The organism is Mesorhizobium sp. M8A.F.Ca.ET.057.01.1.1 (genome assembly GCF_003952565.1).
GTDB lineage: Bacteria > Pseudomonadota > Alphaproteobacteria > Rhizobiales > Rhizobiaceae > Mesorhizobium.
Map to the genome: position 1 here is coordinate 6,066,723 of NZ_CP034454.1, position 21,957 is coordinate 6,088,679.

17 protein-coding genes and 3 pseudogenes are annotated in these 21,957 nt (G+C 63.9%); 10 read left to right on the forward strand and 10 right to left on the reverse strand.

What is annotated here, in order from left to right:
* Positions 1 to 8: 8 nt before the first annotated feature.
* Entirely contained in the window at positions 9 to 1,433 is a 1,425-nt protein-coding gene (locus EJ077_RS28785; RefSeq protein ID WP_208698149.1) for a sodium:proton antiporter, read from the forward strand.
* Here the strand turns inward: EJ077_RS28785 and EJ077_RS28790 are convergent.
* The 8 genes and pseudogenes from EJ077_RS28790 to gcvA form a co-directional block, all read right to left on the reverse strand.
* Positions 1,434 to 2,140 (reverse strand): annotated as a pseudogene (locus EJ077_RS28790) (ABC transporter ATP-binding protein).
* Positions 2,137 to 2,862: an ABC transporter ATP-binding protein gene (locus EJ077_RS28795; protein ID WP_208698151.1), complete on the reverse strand. Its 726-nt coding sequence runs from the start codon at positions 2,860 to 2,862 to the stop codon at positions 2,137 to 2,139. Before EJ077_RS28795 ends, EJ077_RS28790 begins: the two are co-directional and overlap by 4 nt.
* Positions 2,859 to 3,820: pseudogene (locus tag EJ077_RS28800) on the reverse strand (branched-chain amino acid ABC transporter permease). The gene EJ077_RS28795 and the pseudogene EJ077_RS28800 overlap by 4 nt, the downstream one beginning before the upstream one ends.
* A complete protein-coding gene (locus EJ077_RS28805; protein WP_208698153.1) occupies positions 3,817 to 4,698 on the reverse strand; it encodes a branched-chain amino acid ABC transporter permease in 882 nt (293 codons plus the stop codon). The pseudogene EJ077_RS28800 and the gene EJ077_RS28805 overlap by 4 nt, the downstream one beginning before the upstream one ends.
* A 96-nt stretch (positions 4,699 to 4,794) precedes the next feature.
* On the reverse strand, positions 4,795 to 6,099 hold the full coding sequence (locus EJ077_RS28810; RefSeq protein WP_208698155.1) for an ABC transporter substrate-binding protein: 1,305 nt from the start codon (positions 6,097 to 6,099) through the stop codon (positions 4,795 to 4,797).
* A gap of 156 nt (positions 6,100 to 6,255) precedes the next feature.
* A complete protein-coding gene (locus tag EJ077_RS28815) occupies positions 6,256 to 7,617 on the reverse strand; it encodes a hypothetical protein (RefSeq protein ID WP_208698156.1) in 1,362 nt (453 codons plus the stop codon).
* Between the two features lie 325 nt (positions 7,618 to 7,942).
* Complete coding sequence (pncB, locus tag EJ077_RS28820; RefSeq protein WP_208698158.1) at positions 7,943 to 9,247, reverse strand: nicotinate phosphoribosyltransferase; 1,305 nt, start codon at positions 9,245 to 9,247, stop codon at positions 7,943 to 7,945.
* Between the two features lie 139 nt (positions 9,248 to 9,386).
* On the reverse strand, positions 9,387 to 10,337 hold the full coding sequence (gcvA, locus tag EJ077_RS28825; protein ID WP_208698160.1) for a transcriptional regulator GcvA: 951 nt from the start codon (positions 10,335 to 10,337) through the stop codon (positions 9,387 to 9,389).
* Between the two features lie 210 nt (positions 10,338 to 10,547).
* Between gcvA and speB the strand changes: the two genes are divergently transcribed.
* From speB to EJ077_RS28845, 4 genes are all read left to right on the forward strand, one after another.
* Positions 10,548 to 11,609 (forward strand): agmatinase, encoded by a 1,062-nt coding sequence (gene speB / locus EJ077_RS28830; protein WP_208698162.1) that lies wholly within the window; start codon positions 10,548 to 10,550, stop codon positions 11,607 to 11,609.
* 81 nt (positions 11,610 to 11,690) lie between these two features.
* Positions 11,691 to 12,500: a transporter substrate-binding domain-containing protein gene (locus EJ077_RS28835; protein WP_208698163.1), complete on the forward strand. Its 810-nt coding sequence runs from the start codon at positions 11,691 to 11,693 to the stop codon at positions 12,498 to 12,500.
* Positions 12,501 to 12,506: 6 nt separating this feature from the next.
* Complete coding sequence (locus tag EJ077_RS28840; protein ID WP_208698165.1) at positions 12,507 to 13,163, forward strand: amino acid ABC transporter permease; 657 nt, start codon at positions 12,507 to 12,509, stop codon at positions 13,161 to 13,163.
* Complete coding sequence (locus EJ077_RS28845; RefSeq protein ID WP_208698167.1) at positions 13,160 to 13,807, forward strand: amino acid ABC transporter permease; 648 nt, start codon at positions 13,160 to 13,162, stop codon at positions 13,805 to 13,807. The genes EJ077_RS28840 and EJ077_RS28845 overlap by 4 nt, the downstream gene beginning before the upstream one ends.
* A 101-nt stretch (positions 13,808 to 13,908) precedes the next feature.
* Here EJ077_RS28845 and EJ077_RS28850 read toward each other — a convergent pair whose 3' ends face one another.
* On the reverse strand, positions 13,909 to 14,826 hold the full coding sequence (locus tag EJ077_RS28850) for an NADP-dependent oxidoreductase (protein ID WP_208698169.1): 918 nt from the start codon (positions 14,824 to 14,826) through the stop codon (positions 13,909 to 13,911).
* A gap of 176 nt (positions 14,827 to 15,002) precedes the next feature.
* On the reverse strand, positions 15,003 to 16,406 hold the full coding sequence (locus EJ077_RS28855; RefSeq protein ID WP_208698171.1) for an MATE family efflux transporter: 1,404 nt from the start codon (positions 16,404 to 16,406) through the stop codon (positions 15,003 to 15,005).
* A gap of 240 nt (positions 16,407 to 16,646) precedes the next feature.
* On the opposite strand from EJ077_RS28855, the gene EJ077_RS28860 reads away from it, so the two are divergent.
* From EJ077_RS28860 to EJ077_RS28880, 5 genes and pseudogenes are all read left to right on the forward strand, one after another.
* A complete protein-coding gene (locus EJ077_RS28860; protein WP_208698173.1) occupies positions 16,647 to 17,564 on the forward strand; it encodes an AraC family transcriptional regulator in 918 nt (305 codons plus the stop codon).
* A gap of 238 nt (positions 17,565 to 17,802) precedes the next feature.
* A complete protein-coding gene (locus EJ077_RS28865; protein ID WP_208698175.1) occupies positions 17,803 to 19,074 on the forward strand; it encodes an ABC transporter substrate-binding protein in 1,272 nt (423 codons plus the stop codon).
* A gap of 145 nt (positions 19,075 to 19,219) precedes the next feature.
* The gene (locus EJ077_RS28870) at positions 19,220 to 20,086 is read left to right on the forward strand and encodes a carbohydrate ABC transporter permease (RefSeq protein ID WP_208698177.1); all 867 of its coding nucleotides are present in this window, start codon (positions 19,220 to 19,222) and stop codon (positions 20,084 to 20,086) included.
* A pseudogene (locus EJ077_RS28875) lies at positions 20,083 to 20,889 on the forward strand (carbohydrate ABC transporter permease); the annotation flags it as partial. The gene EJ077_RS28870 and the pseudogene EJ077_RS28875, both read left to right, overlap by 4 nt.
* Positions 20,890 to 20,909: 20 nt before the next feature.
* Positions 20,910 to 21,956, forward strand: a complete 1,047-nt coding sequence (locus tag EJ077_RS28880) for an NAD(P)-dependent alcohol dehydrogenase (protein WP_208698179.1) — start codon at positions 20,910 to 20,912, stop codon at positions 21,954 to 21,956.
* The last annotated feature ends 1 nt before the right edge of the window (position 21,957 follow it).

The following is a 21,957-nucleotide window of genomic DNA, read 5'->3' on the forward strand; positions in this document are numbered from 1 at the left end:
GGGGATGCATGCCGATAGCCATCGGGGCGGCCGGCGCGATCATCGTCGCGTTGCTGTTTCCGGTATCGGCCTTCGCCGCCGAAGAGCATGGCCTGCCGGGCGCCGCCATGTCGCTGTGGTGGGCGCTGCCTTTTGCCGGACTGCTCCTGTCGATCGCCACCGGTCCGCTGCTGTTCCACCATGTCTGGGAACACCACTACGGCAAGATCGCTGCCTTGTGGGCGGCGCTGGTGATCGTGCCGCTCGCGGTCGCCTTCGGCGCTCCGGCGGCAACCGAGGCGGTGCTGCACGCGCTGCTTACCGAATACATGTCGTTCATTGTCCTGCTGTTCGCGCTCTACACGATTTCGGGCGGCATCCTGCTTGCCGGCAACATCCACGGGACACCGCTGGTCAATGCCGGACTGCTGGTCGTCGGGGCGCTGCTTGCCTCGGTGATCGGCACGACGGGCGCCTCGATGATCCTGATCCGGCCGATCCTGCGCGCCAATGACAACAGGCCTTTCAATGCCCATGTCGTCATCTTCTTCATTTTCCTGGTGTCCAACATTGGCGGCTCGCTGACGCCGCTAGGCGACCCGCCGCTGTTCGTCGGCTTCCTGCGCGGCGTCGACTTCTTCTGGATGACCACCAATCTCTGGCGCGAGACGCTGTTCGTCGTCGTAGTCGTGCTCGCCGTCTTCCTGGCGATGGACCTCATCCTGCACCGGCGCGAGGCCGGGGCACCGAAGATCAAGGATCCGACACCGGATACGAAGGTGCGCCTGCGCGGCCTGGCCAACCTCCCGCTACTGGCCGGTGTGATCGGCGCCATCCTGCTGTCAGCGGCCTGGAAGCCAGGCGTGAGCTTTTCCGTGTTCGGCGTTGGTCTCGAACTGCAGAACCTCGTGCGCGACACGATCATCCTCGCGCTGGCCCTGCTATCGCTTCCCCTCTCCTACAAGAGCCACCGCGAAGCGAACGGCTTCAACTGGGGACCGATCGCGGAAGTGGCCAAGTTGTTTGCCGGCATCTTCATCTGCATCGTTCCGGTCGTCGCCATTTTGAGAGCCGGCCATGACGGCGCGCTGGCGCCGCTGGTCGCGCTCGTCACCTCGGCGCAAGGCACGCCCAACGACCTCGCCTATTTCTGGCTGGCCGGGGCGCTGTCGTCCTTCCTCGACAATGCGCCGACCTATCTGGTGTTTTTCGAGCTGGCCGGCGGCGACCCCCAACACCTGATGACGGAGTTCGCCTCAACGCTTGCCGCGATCTCGGCGGGCGCCGTGTTCATGGGCGCCAACACCTACATCGGCAACGCGCCCAACTTCATGGTCTATGCCATTGCCAGGCATCGCGGCGTCAAGATGCCGGGCTTCTTCGGCTATATGCTGTGGTCCGGGCTGGTGCTGATCCCGACCTTTTTGATCGCGGGTTTTCTGTTCTTTGGCTGATCAGCCTACACCGACATAGCGCCTGACCGCTGACGGGTCGGCGCGCAGGGCCTCGACATCGACCGTCTCGCGGTTGCGGCCGTTCTCGATGAACGAGACCCGGTCGGCGACCGACAGCACGGCGTCGACCCGCTGCTCGACCAGGATGGTGGAGACGCCCAGTTCGCGCAGCTTCGATACAGTCTCGCGGATCTTGGCGATCATGGACGGCATCAACCCCTCTGTCGGCTCGTCGAGCAAAAGCACCTGCGGCTCGAGACAGAGCGCACGCGCCATTGCCAGCATCTGCTGCTCGCCGCCGGACAAGGTGCCGGAGCGCTGCCGCAGCCGCTGACGCAGCAGGGGAAAAGATCGAGGACGTTCTCGCGCGTCGCCTTGCCCTTGCCGCGCGCCATCAGCCCGATCTCGATGTTTTCAGCCACCGTCATCTCGGCGAACAGCCGCCTTCCCTGCGGCACGTACGCGACGCCGGCCTTCGGCACTTCGTGCGCCGGCAGGCCGGTCAATTCCCGGCCGGCGAGCTTGATCGAGCCGGCACTCGCCGGAACCAGGCCCATGATCGCTTTCAGCGTCGTCGTCTTGCCGGCGCCGTTGCGGCCGAACAGGCACAGCACCTCGCCCTTGTTCAGCACGAGATCGAGCCCGTAGAGCACCTGGACCTCGCCATAGAAGCAGTCCAGCCCCGAGATCACCAATGCATCGGTCATGGGGCCGTCCCAAGATAGGCATCCTGCACCGCGGCGTCGTCGCGGATCGTCTCCGGCGTGCCCTCGGCCAGGATCCTGCCGGCGTTGAAGACGGTGATGCGGTGGGCCAGATGCATGACCACAGGCATGTTGTGCTCGATCAGCAGCACCGTGGCGCTCTTGGCGATGTCGCGTACCAGCTCGACGAAATTGTCGATCTCGCTGTCGGCGAGGCCTTGCGTCGGCTCGTCGAGGATCAGCAGGCGCGGTTTCAGCGCCAGGCCCATCGCCACTTCGAGCAACCGCTGATGCCCGTAGGACAATTGCCCGGCCGGCATATGGGCGCGGCCAGCCAGCCCGGTGCGTTCGAGCGCCGACATGACGCCGGCGCGCACCGCACCCTTCGAGCGGCCGTCGCTCAGCGTGCGCTGCACGGGCAGCGCGACATTGTCATAGGCGCTCAGGTTGGCGAAGACGCTGGTGATCTGGAACGTGTAGGCGATGCCCTGGCGGACCCTGACATAGGCCGGCAGGCCGGTGATGTCGGCGCCGTCGAAGAGGATCGCCCCCGAAGATGGCCGAATGCGGCCGCTGACCAGGCTGACGAAAGTGGTCTTGCCTGCCCCATTGGGGCCGATGACGGCGCGGATTTCTCCGGACATCAAGGTGAAGTCGACGCTGTCGACGGCGCGCAGACCGCCGAAATTGCGTGACAGACCCTTGGTGGTCAAAAGCGGCGTCATGGCAGCCATCCGAGCCAGCGCTGGCGGATGCTGCCGAGAATGCCCTTGGGAAAGAACAGCACCAGCAGGATCAGCGCAACGCCGACGATCAGCAGATAGGCCGATGTGTAGCCGCTGGTGACGTCGATGACATAATACATGAACAGCGTGCCGATCAGCGGTCCGAGCGTCGTGGCGGCACCCCCGAGCAGCACCCACAGCAGCGGCAGGATCGAGTATTGCACCGAGGCGAAGCTCGAGCCGACATAGCCGAACAGCAGCGCGTAGGCGGCGCCGGACGCCGCGCAGATCGTGCCGGAGACGACGACGGCGGCGAGCTTGTTGGAGAAGGTGTCGTAGCCCAGCATCTTCGTGCGTTCTTCGTTCTCGCGGATGGCAACCAGCACCCGGCCATAGCGGGACCGGACGATGGCGAGCGTGACGAGCAGCACGAGCGAGAACAAGCCGAGGGCCATCATGTAGCGCACGGTCGGATTGGTGAGGTCGAGCGAGGTTGCGCCGAAAGCGAGGACACGCGCCGGCTGCGGCACGACCATGCCCTGGTCACCCCGGTCCAAGCCGCGAAATAGAGGATGGCGAGATAAAACACCTGGGCGAACATCATGGTGACGATCATGAAAGCGACACCCGTGGTGCGCAGGGCCAGAAGGCCAATGATCAGGGAGAGGACGGCACCACAACCGAGACCAGCGGCGAATGCCGCCGGCACGCTCCAGCCGAGTTGGATGATGCCGAGCCCGGCGCCATAGAGCCCGGCGCCGAAGAACATGGCGTGGCCCAAACTGAGCAGGCCGACATAGCCGAACAGCATGTTGTAGCCCATGGCGAAGACCGCCAGCACCATGATGCGGGCGAGCAGGCCGTGATAGTACTCCGGCAAAAGGAAGCTCAGCACGAAGAGCAGGGCGATGACGCCGAGATGCAGCGCGTAGGCCTTTGCCGGCGAAGCTTCGCTCATCGCGATGCCGTCCCGAACAGGCCTTGCGGCCGGAACACCAGCACCATGGCGACCAGCAGCGTGGCGATGATCTTGGCCAAGGTCGGCGAAAAGAACATCGAGATGATGCCGTCGGACAGGCCGATCAGCACGGCGGCGACGACGGTGCCGCGCAGCGAGCCGAGGCCGCCGATAATGACGACGATGAAGGACAAAAGTAGCGGGTCCTGTCCCATCAGGTAGTGTGCCTGGCTGATTGGCACGATCAGCACCGCGGCGATCGCCGCCAGCATGGCGCCGAGCGCGAAGACGCCGCCATAGACGCGGCCGACCGGAACGCCGAAGGCCTGCGCCGTCTCGCTGTCATACTGCGTGGCGCGCATGACCAGGCCGATCTTCGTGCGCGTCAGCACCAGCCATGTCGCGATCAACAGGACAGCGGATGCGGCGATGATCGACAGCTTGTAGCCGGAATAGCCGAACCACGGCAGAAGGATGCGGTAGCTGAAGGGCGGCCCCACCGGCCGCGCTTCGGGACCATAGAAAGTCAACGCCAACTGCTGGATGATGTAGAGCATGCCGATGGTGGCGACGATGGTGGCTTCAGGGTTGTAATTCAGCCGGCGCAGCACCAGCCGTTCGGCGACCAGCGCGATGGCGCCGACGATCAGCGGCGCGATCACCAGCGCCGCCAGGAAGCCGAGCGCGGGGTGGCCGCCGATCGCCGTGGTGATCGCCCAGGCAAGCACGGCGCCGAGCATGAAGAACTCGCCATGGGCGACGTTGACGACACGCATGACGCCGAACACCAGCGACAAGCCCAGCGCCGTCAGCGCCAGCACGGCCGAGGTGACGAGGCCTTCGAGGGTTGCAAGGAGGAGGTGGGGTCCGAAGTGCATTGATTACACGCTTGATAGGGCGGCGCGAAACGCCCCCCTCTGGCCTGCAGGACAGAGGGGGGTAGGCCGAAGGGCACTGTGCTTAAAAAACCAAGCCTACAGCGCCTGCGTCGTGTAATCCCCTTCGGCCTCGTAAAGCCCGTCCTCGATCTTGGTCTTGTGCACGACCTTGAGTTTGCCGCCTTCGACCTTGGAGATGTTCTGGATGCCGAAGCACTGATGGATCTTGCCGTTGAAGGTTTTTGGCCCTTGCGGATGCTCAGGCCCTTCGGCGAATTCTTTCAGCGCTTCGGTCGCCTCGACCAGCTTGGCGCGGTCTTCCGGTCCCTTGTAGCCGGCGTCTTCCATCGCCTTCTTGACGACGTAGAGCGTTTCCCAGCAGCCGAACATGTGCGCGGCGGTGGAGACGTCCTTGGGGTCGCCGACGGCGGCGCCATTGTCGTCGATGCCAACGGCGGCGCGATAGGCTTTCTGCGCTTCGGTATCATCAGGCTGGGCGTAGCGCGGTGAGCCTTCCCAGAAATGGCTGCCATCGAGGAACTCCAGTCCGGGGCTGTTGATGTCGGTGGCTTCGAGCGAATCGATGAAGCCGAACAGCTGCGGCCGGTTGGAGCCATAGAATTCGCCGAGTTCCTTGACGAAGGTAAGCACCGCCGGTCCGACCATGACATGGTAGATGACCTCGGTCTCGGCCGGGATCTGCGGGAAATATTTGGTGAAGGACGATTCCGTCGGTGGGATGGCGATCTGCGCAATCACCTCGGCGCCTTGCGCCTTCAGCGCCGGCGGCAGGTAGTCGCGATGGTCGTAGCCGAAGGCGAAATCGGGGAATATCTGCGTCACCTTCTTGCCGGCATTGGCCGCGATCCACGGCGCCATCGACTGGATCTGGCTCTTCACGTCGGTGATGCCGGGCTGGAAGACGTAACGGTTGAGCTTGGTCGAGGCGACGTGGTGGCCTTCGCTGACGACGAAATAAGGGATCTTGGCTTCGCCGGCGGCGGGTGCCGAGCCGATGACGACATGCGAGAACAGCGTGCCGAAGACGATGTCGGTCTTGTGCTGCGTGGCGAACTTGCCGACCACCTCGGCGCCGCGACCAGGATCGGTACCGTCATCCTCGATGATGACCTCGACCTGACGACCGTTGATGCCGCCGGCGGCATTGATCGCCTTGATCGCGGCGGCGGTGGTCTTCTCATACCAGCGGCCATAGGCGGCGCCGATGCCGGTTCGGTGCGATTGGAAACCGATCTTGATCGGCGCCGAGCTTTGCGCCTGGGAATAGCGGACAAAGCCGGGCGCCATGGCGAGGCCGGCGCCGGCGGCGAGACCCTTCAGCGCATTGCGGCGGGTAAGTGTGGTTTTGGAGAGGTCGAAAAATCCGTTCTTGTCAGTCACGTTCGTTCCCCTGTTTTTGCGTTTTGACCAACGGTAAGGCGGCTCGAACATCCTCGGCAAGAGGATGCAAAATTGCATGTGTACAAACTAAATCACCAAAGGCTTGGCCTGGCAAGCGAGCTTTCCGTGGGGCAAGCCCACACGGGATGGCTTGTCTCATCCGACCGTCGGCGTGGCAAGCAGCCAAAGACCGAAAATGGTGTAGGCGATCATCAAAACAGTGAGCGGAAACTGGCTGAGCGCGGCGCGGGCGGGCTGGGGATGCAAACGCCAGGCAAGGCCGTGGGCGACGAGAACCGCCAGCACATGGCCAAGGATGATGGCGCCGGCCTGGACATTCCACAGCCACCATGCGGAGCCGGCGCCGGCAACGACGCCGGCTTCGACTTGCATGTCGGCGGTGCCGAACAGGTTCCAGCCCCTGGCAAAGGGATCGGATAGCGCGGCGATCGCATACTGGCCGCCGACCAGTAGCGCCGTCAGATAGTGCGCGACATGATAGGCGAGCGCGATCGGCACGATCGACCACACCAGCAGTCCCGCCGACTGGGCGAGAGGACGGTCGCCGCGGGCAAGACGCTGGCCGAGGACGACGGCAAACAGGAACACTCCCGCGAGCAGCACCAATGTCAGGACAAGGCCAAAGCTGCCGCTGCCGATTTCCGCCGTGCGGCCGGGAAATTCCAGTGGATTGATGCCGAACAGGCCGAGCCAGAAGAAGGTTTTCGACAGGCCGTCGAACGAGACCGAGGACAGAGCGAGCAGCAGGAAAGCGATGCCGCTTACCGGCAAGGGCTCGGCCGTGAGCAGCTTGGCGCCCGGCCAGCACAGCGCAAGCCGGCCGTCATCGTCGCGCGCGAACGGCGCGAAGCGCGCCACCATCGAGAAGAAGATGCCGAGGAATTCGCCGCTGCGGCTCCACTTGTTGTAGCCGAACACCAGCATGGCGATGAGGGTAACCAGCCAATAGAGGCCGGCGGCAAAGGCAAGCCGTGCCGGATCGTCCGGCGCCGGATCGATGAGTTCGAACCAGGCGAAGGCCAGGAACAGGATGACGGCCGGCCAGCAGCCAAGCCATTGCGGAAGTTGCCTGGCGACCTGATCGCCTCTGCCCGTCAGGCGGGACAGCAGCCGCCACGGGCCGTACCACGGGTTGAGCCACGACCAGAGATCGCCGAACACCCCTTGCAGCAGGGTCAGCCCGGCCCAGAGCAGCGTCCATACGACCAAAGGCAGCGGATTGGAGAGCGGGTCGCGGCTGCCGATGAAGCCGGCGGTAACGAGAATTACAAAGCCGGCAAAGGATATCAGGCTGATAGTGGTCCGGGCGCTATCACTGAACGTGAAAAGCGGCAGGCGCCGACGCCAGAAACGGTCGAGGGTGTCGGGCGGCAGCAGGGCAAGGACAAGGAAGCTGACTGCCACCGCGAACGCGCCACCGATCAGGTAGTAGCCAGTCGAGAGGAGGAGGACGTGGCCACGATCGGAGGCGTGGGCGAAGGCTGGTGTGGGGACCAAGGCAGAGAAGACAGTCGCGAGGCCGCGAAGGTAGCGCGATACTGCTTGGCACCCTTCCTCTCCCCCGTCGATCGGGGGAGAGGTGTCGAGCGCAGTTCGACGGAGTGGGGGTCGACCCTGGCGCGGATCAAGACAATGCTTGCACGCGATCCTCTCTCCTATGTTGGTTGCGGCGGTTTTTAGGTGGTTCCCCACTCCGTCGCCGCTTCGCGGCCCCACCTCTCCCCCCTCCGGAGGGAGAGGAAAGGAGCCTCTGCGGGGGAGATGTCCGGCAGGACAGAGGGGGCGTGACGGAACTCGAACTATCCAAGAGTCCGCCCACCCCTCACACCTTGACCAGTTGCTCCACGCGATCCTTAGCGCCAAAAATCCGCAAATACCGCTCGATCTCCTTGAGATCGCCGGTCGCCTTGGCCGGGTTGTCGGACAGTTTCACCGCCGGCCTGCCATTGGCCTCGGTCACCTTGCAGACCAGCGATATGGCATCGAGGCTGTTGGTCTCCGTCGGCGCGCAGCCTTCGAAATCATTGGTCAGGTTGGTGCCCCAGCCGAAGGACATGCGCACCTTGCCTTTGAAGTGGCGGTAGGTTTCCTCGATTGTTTCCACCTCGAGCCCGTCGGAGAAGATCAGCAGCTTCTGCCTGGGGTCCTTGCCCTTCTCGCGCCACCAGTCGATGATTTTCTCGCCGCCCTCGATCGGCGGCGCGCTGTCGGGACGGAAGCCCGTCCAGTCGGCGACCCAGTCCGGCGCATCGCGCAGGAAGGAAGCGGTGCCGAAGGCGTCGGGCAGCACGATCAGCAGATTGCCGCCATAGTAACGCTGCCAATCCTGCAGCACCTTGTAGGGTGACTGCTTCAGCTCTTTTTCCGAATTGGCGAGTGCCGCAAACACCATCGGCAGTTCATGCGCGTTGGTGCCGAGCGCTTCGAGGTCGTTGTCCATGGCCAGAAGCACATTGGAGGTGCCGGTGAAGGCTTCGCCGATGCCTTCCTTCAGCGCCTCGACGCACCAGCGCTGCCACAGGAAGGAATGGCGCCGCCGGGTGCCGAAATCGGAAATGCGGATGCCGGGCAGCGCCTTCAGCCGTTCGGTCTTGGCCCACATCTTGGCCTTGGCGCGGGCATAGAGCACGTCGAGCGCGAACGGCCCGAACGACCGCAAAGCAGCACGCGAACGCAATTCATTGATGATGGCGAGCGCGGGAATCTCCCAGAGCGTGGTGTACATCCAAGGGCCGGAGAAGGAGAGTTCGTACTGGCCGTCATGCCTGGAGAGCTCATAGTCGGGCAGCCGGAAGCCTTCCAGCCAGGCAAGGAATTCCGGTTCGAAAATCTGCTTGCGGCCGTAGAAATTGTTGCCGCCGAGCCAGATCATCTCCTTCTTGGAGAAGCGCAGCGTGCGGGCATGGTCGAGTTGTTCGCGCAACTCGCCTTCGTCGATCTCGTCGGCGAGCCGAACCGAGGTGGTGCGGTTGATCAGCGTAAAAGTGGCATCGACCTTGGGATACATGCCCCAGATCATCTGCAGCATCAAAAGCTTGTAGAAGTCGGTGTCGAGCAGGCTGCGCACGATCGGGTCGAGCTTCCAGGTGTGGTTGTAGACGCGCCGCGCAATATCGGTCCTGGCCATGTCTCGTTACCGCCTTCGCTGCCCTGCCACCACAATAGCGACAGGCCTCATAGCATCGAATTGACCAAAACGCTGCCCGCTTTCACACTGGCCCGACAAAAAGAAAGCCCTGCGTGCGGCTACGAGGGTTTGCCGCCCATCACCTTGAGCGCGGGACGTTTGCGGCGGGTGACGAGGCGGCCCGCCACCGGGGCGTCGGCGCGGCCGTCATCCCCGCCTTCTCGGCGAACAGCCAGTCCATGAACACCTGCACGATCGGTGTCGCCCGCATTTCGTTGCGGCAAACAACGTAGAAATCATCGACCGCCGGCACCGACAGGCTGAACGGAGCGACCAGCATGCCCCTGGCCAGCAGCGCGCTTGCCGTCACCGAGTCGCCCAGCGCCACGCCATGGCCGTGCACCGCGGCTTCCGCCGTCATGCGCGCATCGCCGAGATGATGGCGCCGGCCGCGTTCCAGGTCCAGCGCGTCGGCGGCGGCCAGCCAGGTGTGCCACTCGCGGCCATCGTCACCATGCAGCAAGACATGGTCGGCGAGATCGCGAACATTGCGGATCGGCCGGTTGTTGATCAGCGTCGGGCTGACCACGGGGAACAGTTCCAGGCCCGACCATCTGCGCATCCAGCAATCGGTCCAGCTGCCATCGCCATAGTGCACGCAAACATCGATATGCGGCGCCCGGATGTCCCTGGGGTCGTTGGAGGGAATGAGCGTCAGCTGGATATCGGGATATTGCGCGGTGAAGCTGCCCAGCCTCGGCGTCATCCACAAAAGCAGCAGCGCCGGCACGCAGGACACCGAGAGCGCGCCGCTGCTCGCCGGCCGTGTCAGCCGCTGCGTGGCGGCGGCGATGCCGTCGAAGGCCGTCGACACCGCCGGCAAAAGTTCGGCGCCATGCGGGGTCAGCTTGACCCGCTGGCCGACCCGTTCGAACAGCTTGACGCCGAGCGATTGCTCCAGCGCCTTGATCTGGTGGCTAACGGCGCCATGCGTGACATTCAGCTCACTCGCCGCTTTGGTCAGCGAGGCATGGCGCGCCGTTGCCTCGAAGGCGCGTAGCGGGTTGAGAGGTGGCAGGCGCTTGGCCATGGATGCCCGGCTTCATTGTGAGATTTTCTCACAGAAACCACCCTAACAATATCAATTGCTTTTTCAATGCGGCTGCCGGACACTTTTGCCTGGAACAACATCAAGACGTGAAATCTGCATGCAGCCAGCGGGACAGCGGCCCGGCCGGATGACGGTCGGTTCGCCCGAGATCACCGACGGCCACACTGCATCACTTGAGGAGGAGCGGATATGGGATACGATCGCGGCAAGCTCGACGCGCTGCGTCGCAAATATGGCGAGAGCCATGGCGGCGAGATGTTCGACCCGAAATTCCGCAAGGTCGCCGACAAGATCTTTTCCAAGAGCGGCACGCGGCTGGCCCCTTATGCCGGCATCCCGACCTTCCTCACCGCGCCCTATCGCGAAATCGCGGCCGAAAACCCCGACTTTGGCGACCTACAGGTGGCGATCATCGGCGTGCCGATGGATCTTGGCGTCACCAACCGGCCGGGCTCGCGCTTCGGGCCGCGCGCGTTGCGGGCCATCGAGCGCATCGGCCCCTACAATCATGTGCTGGAATGCGCGCCGACGCATGAGCTCAGGGTCGCCGACATCGGCGACGTTCCGTTCCAGAGCCGCTACAGGCTTGAGACCAGCCATGAGGATATCGAGCGGCGCATCAACCAGATCGTCGACGCCGGTGTCATCCCGCTGTCGGTTGGTGGCGATCACTCGATCACACACCCGATCCTGAAGGCGGTCGGCAAGAAGGCGCCGGTCGGGCTCATCCACATCGACGCCCACTGCGACACCAGCGGCCTGTTCGACCTGACCAAATTCCACCACGGTGGCCCGTTCCGCAACGCGGTGCTCGACGGCGTGCTTGATCCGACGCGCACCATCCAGATCGGCATACGCGGCGCGGCCGAGTATCTGTGGGAGTTCACCTACGAGTCCGGGATGACCGTGGTCCATGCCGAGGAGGTGACCGGTCTCGGCATTCCCGCCATCATCGAGAAGGCGCGCAAGATCGTTGGCGAAGGCCCGACCTATGTGTCCTTCGACATCGACAGCGTCGATCCGGCCTTCGCGCCGGGCACCGGCACGCCGGAAGTCGGCGGGCTGACCACGCGCGAAGTGCTCGAATTGCTGCGCGGCCTGAAAGGCCTCAACATCGTCGGTGGCGACGTCGTCGAGGTGGCGCCGCAATACGACGCCACCACCAACACCGCGCATGCAGGCGCGCAGGTGCTGTTCGAGATCCTGAGCCTGATGGTGTTCAGCCCGGCCCTCGCCGGCAAGGGAGCCTGACGGCCGGAAAGCAAAGGCGGCCGCCGCGCTGGAGCCGGCGGCCGACCCAAACAATCAAAAGCATCCAGAAGGGGAATGACAATGACAATCCGATCGACATTCAAATCATCCATCGCCGCCGTCCTGGTACTGGGCGCGGCAGGTCTCGGCCTCGCCACGCAGGCGGCCAAGGCAGACGCGCTGGCCGATATCACCAAGGCCGGCACCATCAATGTCGGCGTCTTCGCCGACTTCCCGCCCTTCTCCTCGGCCAGTGCCGACATGAGCCTCAAGGGCTATGACATGGACGTCGCGCAGTACATCGCCGACACGCTCAAGGTGAAGCTCAACCCCGTGGCCGTCACCGGCCAGAACCGCATCCCTTACCTCAATGACCACCGCGTCGATATCCTGATGAGCGTCGGCTACTCGAAGGAACGCGAGCAGGTGATCGACTTCGCCGCTGCCTACGCGCCGTACTACATCGCGGTGATCGGTCCGGCGGCGATGTCGGTGAAGGGCAAGGAAGACCTTGCCGGCAAATCGATCGCCGTCAATCGTGGCACGCTGGAAGATACCTCGCTCACCGAGGCAGCGCCCGCTTCTGCCGACATCAAGCGCTTCGACAACTACAATTCGGTCATCCAGGCCTTCATTTCCGGCCAGACTCAGTTGATGGTCGTCGGCAACGATGTCGGCGCCCAGGTTCTGGCCAAACAGGACGTGCTGAAGCCGGAGCAGAAGTTCCAGCTTCTGACCTCGCCCTCGCATATCGGCCTCAACAAGAATGAAGATGCCCTCAAGAAGGCGATCAACGATGCCGTCGCCAAGATGCTGGCTGACGGCAAGCTGGATGAAAGCTCGAAGGCCTGGCTGAAGACGCCGCTCAACCCCGACAACCTCAAGGATTGAGCTGCCGTGGCCTTCGGCTGGCTTCCAGGTGCCGTGGGCGACATCGCCCACGGCGCCGCCACGACGATCCTTTTGATCGCCGTGACAACGCTGGCGGGAACGCTGCTCAGCATTCTGGGCGCCGCCGGACGGCGAAACGGCCCCGCGCTGCTGCGCGGTGCCATTGCCTGGTATGTCGAGGTGATGCGCAACACGCCGTTCCTGGTGCAGCTGTTCTTCATCTTCTTCGGCCTGCCGAGCCTCGGCATCAGGCTCGACCCGATCCTGGCCGCCATGCTGGCGATGACGCTCAACATGGCGGCCTACACGATCGAGATCGTCGGCGCCGGGCTTGACGCCGTGCCGCACGGGCAGACGGAGGCGGCCCTGGCGCTTGGACTGCGGCCGCGCCAGGTGTTCATCAAGATCGTGCTGCCGCAGGCGCTCAAGATCATCTATCCCGCGCTGACCAGCCAGATCGTCATCATGATGCTGGAATCCGCCGTTGTGTCGCAGATCGCGGTGCGTGAGCTGACCTATGAGGCCGACATGCTGCAGGCGCGCACTTTTCGCTCGTTCGAGACCTATTTCGTCGTGACGCTGGTCTATCTCGTCCTGTCGATGGCCTTGCGGCGCCTTCTGGTGACAGGCGGGCGCCGCGCGCTCGGAGCTGGCGTGTCATGATCGAGTTCACGCTGTGGGACATCGTGCGAAACCTTCTGCTCGCCGCCCGCTGGACGGTGCTTTTGTCGCTGGCCGCCTTCGTCGGCGGCGCGCTGGTCGGAATGGCGGTGCTGTTCTTCAGGATCGCCAAGAACAAGTGGAGCCGGCGCCTTGCCTCGGGCTACATCGCCCTGTTCCAGGGAACGCCGCTTCTGATGCAGCTCTTCCTGATGTTCTTCGGCCTGCCGATGCTCGGCCTGCGCATCGAGCCCTGGACGGCTGCTGTGCTCGGCCTGACCTTCTTCGCCAGCGCCTATCTAGCCGAGATCTGGCGCTCCGGTGTCGATGCGCTGCCGCTTGGCCAATGGGATGCCGGAGCCAGCCTCGGCCTGCACTATCTGCAGGAGCTGCGGCTGATCATCCTGCCGCAGGCGTTCGCGATCACCCGCGCGCCGACGGTCGGCTTCCTGGTGCAGCTGATCAAATCGACCGCACTGACCTCGATCATCGGCTTCGAGGAATTGGTGCGAACTTCGAATGCCATCAACAATGCCACTTTCGAGCCGTTCAAGGTCTACGGACTGGTGGCGCTGATCTTCTTCGTCATGTGCTTTCCACTGACGCAATATGCGCGCAGACTTGAGAAGCGGGCGTCGGCGAACTGAGCCGCGAGCACGTTGCGTTGGCCAACATCGACGGCGACCACAAACTCACGGCGACTGGCGTTCGAATGCCCTGCGAGGAGGGCAGAACCGTTCGCACGTCCTCACGGACGAACGCGGATGATCGTCTTCCCGGTGCGTCGCTCGGTCGGGTTGAAGGCGGCGACGGCATCGTTGAGGGTCGAGACGTTGCCGATGTTCGTCCGCAGTCGTCCGTCCCGCACCCGCTGGACGATCTCGCTCAATTGGGCACGATCGGACTCGACAACGAAGTCAACCGCCAGGCCGTCGGCGGGCCGCGCCTCCGCCGGTCCAACGACGGTCACCAGCGTTCCGCCGGCTCGAACCAGGCCTGCGGACCGCTTTTGGATGCCGCCGCCGATGACGTCAAACACCAGGTCGACTCCGCCAATGTCTTCCAGGGCGTCGTTGTCGAGGTCGACAAACTCGTTGGCGCCGAAGTCGAGCGCCTTCTGACGGTCGGCGGCGCGGCCGGTGCCGATGACATAGGCGCCGGCCTCTCGTGCGAGTTGCGTCACCATCGAACCGACCGCGCCGGCCGCACCGTGCGCGAGGACGCTCTGGCCCGCCTGGAGGCGGCCATGCTGGAATAGGCCCTGCCACGCGGTAAGGCCCGAGATCGGCAGGCTCGCGCCCACCGTGAAGTCGACGTCGCCAGGCAGCGGCGCAAGGTTGCGTGCCTCCATGGCTATATACTCCGCCAGGGTGCCGTCGCGATGCCAGTCGGCAAGGCCGAAGACTCTCTGCCCTACCGACAGTCCCGTTGTGCCGTAGCCGAGAGCGATGACAATTCCGGCCAGTTCGTGCCCAAGGATTGACGGTGTTCGGTCAAGGCCGCGGCGGTCGGCCCAGGTCGAGGGCCACGCCAGTTCAGTCGGGACGAATCCCGACGCATGAACCTGAACGACGACGTCGTTTATCGCTGGCTGCGGCTCGGGCCGCTCCACCAGCTTCATCCCGGCCATTCCCGCAGCCTGATCCGTCACCACAATTGCCTTCATGACAGTTTTCTCCTCGGTCATTGTCTCTTGGTGGAGATGTTGCCGCGTTGGAATGCCCGTTCAACATCTCATGCCAGGGCTATCGCTTGCGAACGCCCGTGGGCCGATCTGAAGGCGTCGTTTCGTTAGCGGCAATGGTAGGGCATGACGGCCAGCTGGCAACCGGGCCGCCTAGTTCAATGCCCGAACGCCAGCGACGGCGCGATGCGGTCGCGCCTAAGCCAGCGTGCCAGAAGCAGCGCCGCCACCACGGCCAGTCCGCCGGACAGGCCGATCCAGATGCCGACGCCGTGGAAGCCGAAATGGAAGGCGAGCAGCACGCCGAGCGGCAGGCCGACGCCCCAATAGCCGATCGCGGCATAGATCATCGGCACCTTGGTGTCGTGCAGGCCGCGCAGCATGCCGGCGGCAACCGCCTGCGCGCCGTCGAAGACCTGGAACAGGGCGGCAAACACCAGGAACGACACGGCAAGCGCCATCACCCTGGCATTGGCGGGATTGCCCAGGTCGATGAAGGCGCTGATCAGGAGATGCGGCCAAAACACCATCACCAGCCCCATCAGCGCCATGAACGAGACGCCGATGACGAAGGCTGTCCAGCCGGCACGCGACACGCCCTCGGGATTGCCGGCGCCATGCGCGAGCCCGACCCGCACCGTCACCGCCTGGTTGAGGCCGAGCGGCACCATGAAGGAGATCGAGGCGATCTGGATGGCGATGGCGTGCGCAGCCAGCGAATCGGCGTCGATCAGGCCCATCAGCAGGGCCGCGGCGTTGAAGATCGTCACCTCGAAGGCAAGGATGCCGGCAATCGGCAGGCCGAGCCGCAGCAGTCCCTTGAAGCGCGGCCAGTCGGACCGCCAGAAGCGGCCGAACAGATGGTAGCGCCGGAACTTCTTCTCCCACATCACCACGACAGCCATGCCGACGAACATCAGCGTGCTGGACAGCGAGGTAGCAAGGCCAGAGCCGGCGATGCCCATGGCCGGAAATCCCAGATTGCCGAACATGAACACCCAGTTGGCAAACACGTTGAAAGCCACGGCGACGAAGACGATGACCAGCGCCCAGCCCGGCCGCTCCAACGCCGAGATGAACGAACGCAGCACGATGTAGCCGTAGAAGGGCAGCACCGCCCATTCCAGCCAGCGCAGGTAGATGCCGGCCTGACGCGCCAGCGCGGGCTCCTGCCCCATGGCCAGCAGGATGGCCTCGCCGTGCCACAGCACCAGCCAGATCGGGATCGCGATCAGGATCGCCAGCCAGAGGCCCTGACGCACGGTGCGGCGCAGATCGCGCACGGAATAGCGACGGCGGCCAAGCTCGGTGGCCATCATCGGTGAGGTCGCCAGCATCAGGCCGAGGCCGAAGATCAGCGGCATGAAATAGAGGTTGGCGCCAAGCGCACCGCTGGCCAGCGTGTCTGCGCCAAGGCGCCCCATCATCATGACGTCGGTGGCGGTCATCGCCGTCTGGCCGAGATTGGTCAGCACCATCGGCCAGGCCAGCGCCAGCGTCGCCCTGATTTCCTGACGCCAAAGATTTTCCGGCGCGCGAGCGCCGGTTTCGATCGCGGACATTGTCCTGCTCTTTCAAGGTTGCGGCGCATCGGCAAAGAGCCGGAAGCCGCATTGCAAACGGCAAAACCTTCGGTTCCGCAGCGTTTGCGCCGTCTATTGAACGAAATGCGACATGAAGGCAAGGGAGGAGGCCCGGGAACAGATTGAGCCAGCGCCATTGCCGGGGAACCGCCTCGTTCCCATACCGGCCAGGGGCTGCTACGGATCAGACATCGGCAACCGGCAGATGTGGGAGGCAGGATGGCGTTCAGACGCAGAAAGAACACGGCAGCAATCCCGCGCACGGCGCCTTCCTTCGAGCATATCGTCACCGAGGCGAGCGACAGTTTCCTGTGGCGGCTGGACGACTATCCCTGGGAGCGCAATGTCTGGAATTTTCATCCCGAGTACGAGATCCATCTGCTCAGGAAATCGTCCGGCGTCGTGCTGGTCGGCGACCATATAGGCGAGTTCGGGCCGGGCTACCTCACCATCGTCGGCGGCGGCCTGCCGCATGACTGGGTCACCGCGGTGCAGCCCGGCGAGTTGATCGAGGGCCGCGACATCGTGCTGCAATTCGACCCCGAGCGGCTGCGCGGATCGGCCGGCATGCTGCCCGAACTGCGCGAACTGGAGCCGTTCCTGGAACGGTCGCTGCGCGGCATCGTCTTCCATGGCCGGGCGGCCCTCGACGGAGCCGCACTCATGGAGCGCATGGGCACGGTGCAAGGGTTGGCCCGGTTCTGCCTGTTCCTCGAACTGGTGGATCTGCTGGCCAGGACCGACGAGTACGAGCTTCTGTCATCGCCGGACTTCCAGCCGGTTCTCGACGCCGCTTCGCTCGACATCATCCAGCGCACGCTGACCTACCTGTTCCAGCATTTCGCCGAGGACCTGAAGCTGCCTGATGTGGCCGAGCTGGCCGGCATGAGCGAGAGCACCTTCTCGCGCTTCTTCCAGAAGAACACCGGCAATTCCTTCAGCGACCATCTTGCCAAGCTCAGGCTGTGGCAGGCCTGCAAGCTCCTGGCCGATACAGATGTCCCGATCACCGACATCTGCTTCCAGGTCGGCTACATGAACATCTCCAACTTCAACCGCGCCTTCCTGCGCAAGCACAAGATGACGCCGTCCTCCTATCGCAAGCTGTCGCGACAGCGGCTGGCGATGCGCGCATAAGCGCATCCTCAATCATCGTTTTGGACCAGATCGATACTCGTGTGACAGGCTCCCCGTAGGGAGGCCGGTTTTTGCGTTGCACAATGCATAAAAGTACAGGTTTGCTGCACCGGGGCTTCTAGCGCGTTCTCTTGCAACTCCTCATTTTGGCGATGGGTGGAGATTGCCTGGGCGACGGTGAGGGTCGCTTAGCCCGAGGATTTCTGCTTCCCGCGGGTGTTCCTGGAGGAGAAAAACAATGACACCACATAGGCTCGCTGCGAGCTTGAGCGCAGCTTTCGTGCTTTCCGCTACCGTTTCAACCATTGCCCTGGCACAGGCGCCGGTCTGCTCGGCACCGGTCAAGGTGCTGGCGCAGCCGCGCGACGGCCTGACGCTTCTGGAGGACTCCAAGGCCGAGTTCGAGAAGCTTGCCGGCGCGAGCTTCAAGATCGATTATCTCAATGAAAACGATCGCCGCGCCAAGTCGCGCGCCGATGCCTCCACCGTCGGCAACTACAACGTCTACTATGTTGACGAAGCCAATGTGGCGCTGTTTGCTTCGTCGAAGTGGATCGTGCCGCTGACCGATTATTACCCGGCTGACTATGACTATGCCGACTTCGACCCCGGCCGTCAGAAGGTTGCCACCTATGACGGCAAGGTCTGGTTCGCGCCGCTGACCGGCGGCGGCGACCTGATGGTCTACCGCAAGGACGTGCTGGAGGCCGCCGGCATCCAGCCGCCGAAAACGCTGGACGAGCTGATCGCAGATGTGCCGAAGCTGACCAACGCCGACAAGGGCATGTACGGCATCGCGCTGCGCGGCGCGCGCGGGTCGGGCGCCAATGTCTGGCGCTGGATGCCGTTCTTCAAGGCCAATGGCGGCAAGTGGTTCGACGGTGACAAGCCGGCCTTCAACTCGGACGCCGCCGTCAAGGCAACCGAGACCTATCTCAAACTGTTCAAGGATTCCGCTCCCGGCACGCAGACCGGCAGTTGGGATGAATCGACCGGCGCCTTCCTGTCGGGCCAGGTCGCGATCCTGGTCGAATCGACGCCGCTTTCGGGCATGGCGGTCGATCCGAAGACCTCGCAGGTGGTCGGCAAGATCGGCTTCCTGCCGCCACCCTCGCCGCTTCCCGGCGGCGGTTACGGCCATGGCCTCGCCATCGCGGCAAAAGCCAACGCCGACGACGCTTCGAAGAAATGCGCCGGCCTGTTCATCGCCTGGGCTACGTCGAAGGAAAACGAGAAGCGCCGGCTCGACGCCCACCAGTTCGGTGAGCTGAACCGCACCAGCATCCTGTCCAGCAAGGAGTTCGCCGATATCTACGGCGCCGATCTCGGCCAGGCGCTGGCCGAAACCGGCAAGGTGACGGCTGTCAACTTCTGGCAGGACCCGCGCTGGCCTGATCTCGGCGACCGCTGGGGCATCATCCTCGAGGAGCTGATTGCCGGCACACGGACCGACGTCAAGGGAAGCCTCAACGAGCTCGAAACCTATGCCAATGAGCTGGTGAAGAAATAGCCCCCTCCCTCTTGCGGCGCGCGGTCCCAGGCATTCCCGGAAATGCCGGGACCTGTGCGTCGCAGGAGGGCTTGCCTTTCCCTGAAACATCCGAGCGACGGTTCCGCCACGCCGGACATTCGAGACACAGCAAGGCCTGAGATCAATGCCTCGACGTTCATCCCTGCCGGTCACCTTTGTCGTGCCGACGCTGGTCATTCTGCTGATCCTGTCGATGGTGCCGACGCTCTACGCGATCATCATCGCCTTGCAGAACCGTGAGCTGAGCTCGACGGCCTATTCCTGGGTCTGGTTCTCGAATTTTGTCGACCTGTTCTCCGACCGCCGCTTCCTCAATGCCGTCTGGGTATCGGTGAAGTGGGAGGTCGTCACCGTCGTCGCGACGATGGTGGTGGCCATCGGGCTCGGCGTGCTGATGTTCGAGGCCGCCTCGCCGCGCATGCGCAACTTCTATTGCCTGCTGTTCATCATCCCGGTGCTGTTGCCGCGCGTCTCGGCGGCCTTCGTCTGGAAGTTCGCCTATCATCCGCTCTACGGCATCGCCACCTACCCTTATCGCCTGCTGACCGGCGGGCTGATCTTCGACCCGCTGTCCAAGCCGTCGACGGCTTTGTTCGCGGTCGCTTCGGTCGATGTCTGGCAGTGGGGCCTGTTCTTCGCCGTCATCGTGCTGAAGCTGCTGGAGACCTTGCCGCCGCAGCCGATCGAGGCCGCAAGGCTCGACCATGCCAAACGCTGGCAGATCCACGCCTATGTCACCTTGCCGATGCTGAAGGCGCCGCTGATCAGCCTGATGTTCGTCAAGATGATCGAGTCGCTGCGCTCCTTCGACCTGATCTATGTGATGACCCGCGGCGGGCCGGGCGTGGCGACCGAAACGCTCGACATGTACGCCTTCTCGCAAGGCTTCATCGAATCCGGCAAGGTCTCCTATGCCTCGGCCATGGCGGTGCTGATGATGATCGCCACCGTCATCACCTTCACCATGCTGTGGAAGCGGGTGCAGGCATGAAGCCCGGCCGCATCATAGCCAGGGCCATCCTGGCCTTCGCCGGCTTCATCGCGGTCTTCCCGCTGCTGTGGACGGCGCTCAACTCGCTGAAGAACAGCGTCGACATCATCACCCGTGTGCCACGCCTGGTGTTTACGCCGACGCTTGCCAACATCAGCTACATCCTTGGCCGCGACAGCGTCCTCACCGGCCTCTACAATTCGGTCGTCGCTTGCGGCACAGCCGTGCTGATCGGCGTCGTGCTCGGCCTGCCTGCGGCTTACGCGGTGGCCCGCTATCCCAACCGCTGGGCCGGCGACATCCAGTTCTTCGTGCTGTCGCTGCGCTTCCTGCCGCCGGTGGCGGTGGCGATCCCGCTGATGGTGATCTGGCTGCAGCTCGGCCTCTACGACACTTTGCCGGCTTTGATCGTCACCTACTCGCTGCTCACCATCTCGGTGATCATGTGGCTCGCCATTCCAGCCTTCCAGGGCGTGCCGAAGGAGATCGAGGAAGCCGCCTTCGTCGATGGCTACGGCGCCTACGCGGTGTTCTGGCGGATCGCGCTGCCGGTCGCGGCCCGCTCGCTGATCGGCGCGGTCGCCTTCAGCTTCGTGCTGGTCTGGAACGAATTCCTGATCGCGCTGATGCTGTCGAGCTCCAACGCCAAGACCTTGCCGATCGTCGCCTCCGAACTGTCCCAGCAAGGCATGAACGTACCGTGGGGCATTCTCAACGCCTCGGTCGTGCTCCTGTCGCTGCCGCCGCTGTTGTTCCTCGGCGTGCTCAGCGGTTTCCTGAATTCCGTTTTCCGGCAAAAAAGAGTTGAAGTGAGGACGACCCGATGCGGGCTTTGGTACTTGAGAAAAAAGGCGAACTGTCGCTGCGCGAGATCGCGTTGCCGCTCGATGTCGGACCCGACGATGTCAAGATCGCAATCCACACGGTCGGCGTCTGCGGCAGCGACGTGCACTACTATACCCATGGTGCCATCGGCAGCTATGTCGTGCGGGCGCCGATGGTGCTCGGCCACGAGGCCGCGGGCACAATCGTCGAGGTCGGCGCCAATGTCAGGAGTCTGAAGGTCGGCGACCGCGTTTGCATGGAGCCCGGCGTGCCGAACCTGTCGTCGCGCGCGACGAAGCTCGGCATCTACAACGTCGACCCAGATGTCACTTTCTGGGCGACCCCGCCGGTACACGGCATCCTTGCTCCCTATGCCGTGCACCCGGCCGCTTTCACCTACAGGCTGCCGGACAATGTCTCCTTCGCCGAGGGCGCGATGGTCGAGCCCTTCGCCATCGGCATGCAGGCGGCAAGCCGTGCCCGCATCGTCCCGGGCGATGTCGCCGTCGTCATCGGCTGCGGCCCGATCGGTATCATGATCGCGCTTGCCGCCCTTGCCGGCGGTTGCTCGAAAGTGCTGATCTCCGATTTTTCCGCGCCCAAACTGAAGATCGCCGCGCAGTATGCCGGCATCGTGCCGGTCAATATCGGCGAGCAGTCGCTGGTCGATGCCGTCACCGCCGCGACCGACTATTGGGGCGCCGACATCGTCTTCGAGGCGAGCGGCAGCCCCAAGGCTTTCGCCGACCTGTTCGACGTCGTGCGGCCAGGCGGCGCGGTGGTGCTGGTCGGGCTGCCGGTGGAGCCGGTGGCCCTCAACGTGCCGGCGGCGATCTCGAAGGAAGTGCGCATCGAAACGGTGTTCCGCTACGCCAACATCTTCGATCGCGCCTTGCAGCTCATCGCCTCCGGCAAGGTCGATCTCAAGCCGCTGATCACCGGCACCTATGATTTCGCCGACAGCATCAAGGCGTTCGAACGGGCGGCCGAAGGCAACCCGCAGGACGTCAAGCTGCAGATCCTGCTTACCGGCGAAAAGGGCTGAC

Excerpts from the sequence above, each read along its gene's own strand:
- EJ077_RS28785 (WP_208698149.1), top strand. The coding sequence starts at position 9 with ATGCCGATAGCCATCGGGGCGGCCGGCGCGATCATCGTCGCGTTGCTG.
- EJ077_RS28795 (WP_208698151.1), bottom strand. The coding sequence starts at position 2,862 with ATGACGCCGCTTTTGACCACCAAGGGTCTGTCACGCAATTTCGGCGGT.
- EJ077_RS28805 (WP_208698153.1), bottom strand. The coding sequence starts at position 4,698 with ATGCACTTCGGACCCCACCTCCTCCTTGCAACCCTCGAAGGCCTCGTC.
- pncB (WP_208698158.1), bottom strand. The coding sequence starts at position 9,247 with ATGGCCAGGACCGATATTGCGCGGCGCGTCTACAACCACACCTGGAAG.
- gcvA (WP_208698160.1), bottom strand. The coding sequence starts at position 10,337 with ATGGCCAAGCGCCTGCCACCTCTCAACCCGCTACGCGCCTTCGAGGCA.
- speB (WP_208698162.1), top strand. The coding sequence starts at position 10,548 with ATGGGATACGATCGCGGCAAGCTCGACGCGCTGCGTCGCAAATATGGC.
- EJ077_RS28835 (WP_208698163.1), top strand. The coding sequence starts at position 11,691 with ATGACAATCCGATCGACATTCAAATCATCCATCGCCGCCGTCCTGGTA.
- EJ077_RS28845 (WP_208698167.1), top strand. The coding sequence starts at position 13,160 with ATGATCGAGTTCACGCTGTGGGACATCGTGCGAAACCTTCTGCTCGCC.
- EJ077_RS28850 (WP_208698169.1), bottom strand. The coding sequence starts at position 14,826 with ATGAAGGCAATTGTGGTGACGGATCAGGCTGCGGGAATGGCCGGGATG.
- EJ077_RS28855 (WP_208698171.1), bottom strand. The coding sequence starts at position 16,406 with ATGTCCGCGATCGAAACCGGCGCTCGCGCGCCGGAAAATCTTTGGCGT.
- EJ077_RS28860 (WP_208698173.1), top strand. The coding sequence starts at position 16,647 with ATGGCGTTCAGACGCAGAAAGAACACGGCAGCAATCCCGCGCACGGCG.
- EJ077_RS28865 (WP_208698175.1), top strand. The coding sequence starts at position 17,803 with ATGACACCACATAGGCTCGCTGCGAGCTTGAGCGCAGCTTTCGTGCTT.
- EJ077_RS28870 (WP_208698177.1), top strand. The coding sequence starts at position 19,220 with ATGCCTCGACGTTCATCCCTGCCGGTCACCTTTGTCGTGCCGACGCTG.
- EJ077_RS28880 (WP_208698179.1), top strand. The coding sequence starts at position 20,910 with ATGCGGGCTTTGGTACTTGAGAAAAAAGGCGAACTGTCGCTGCGCGAG.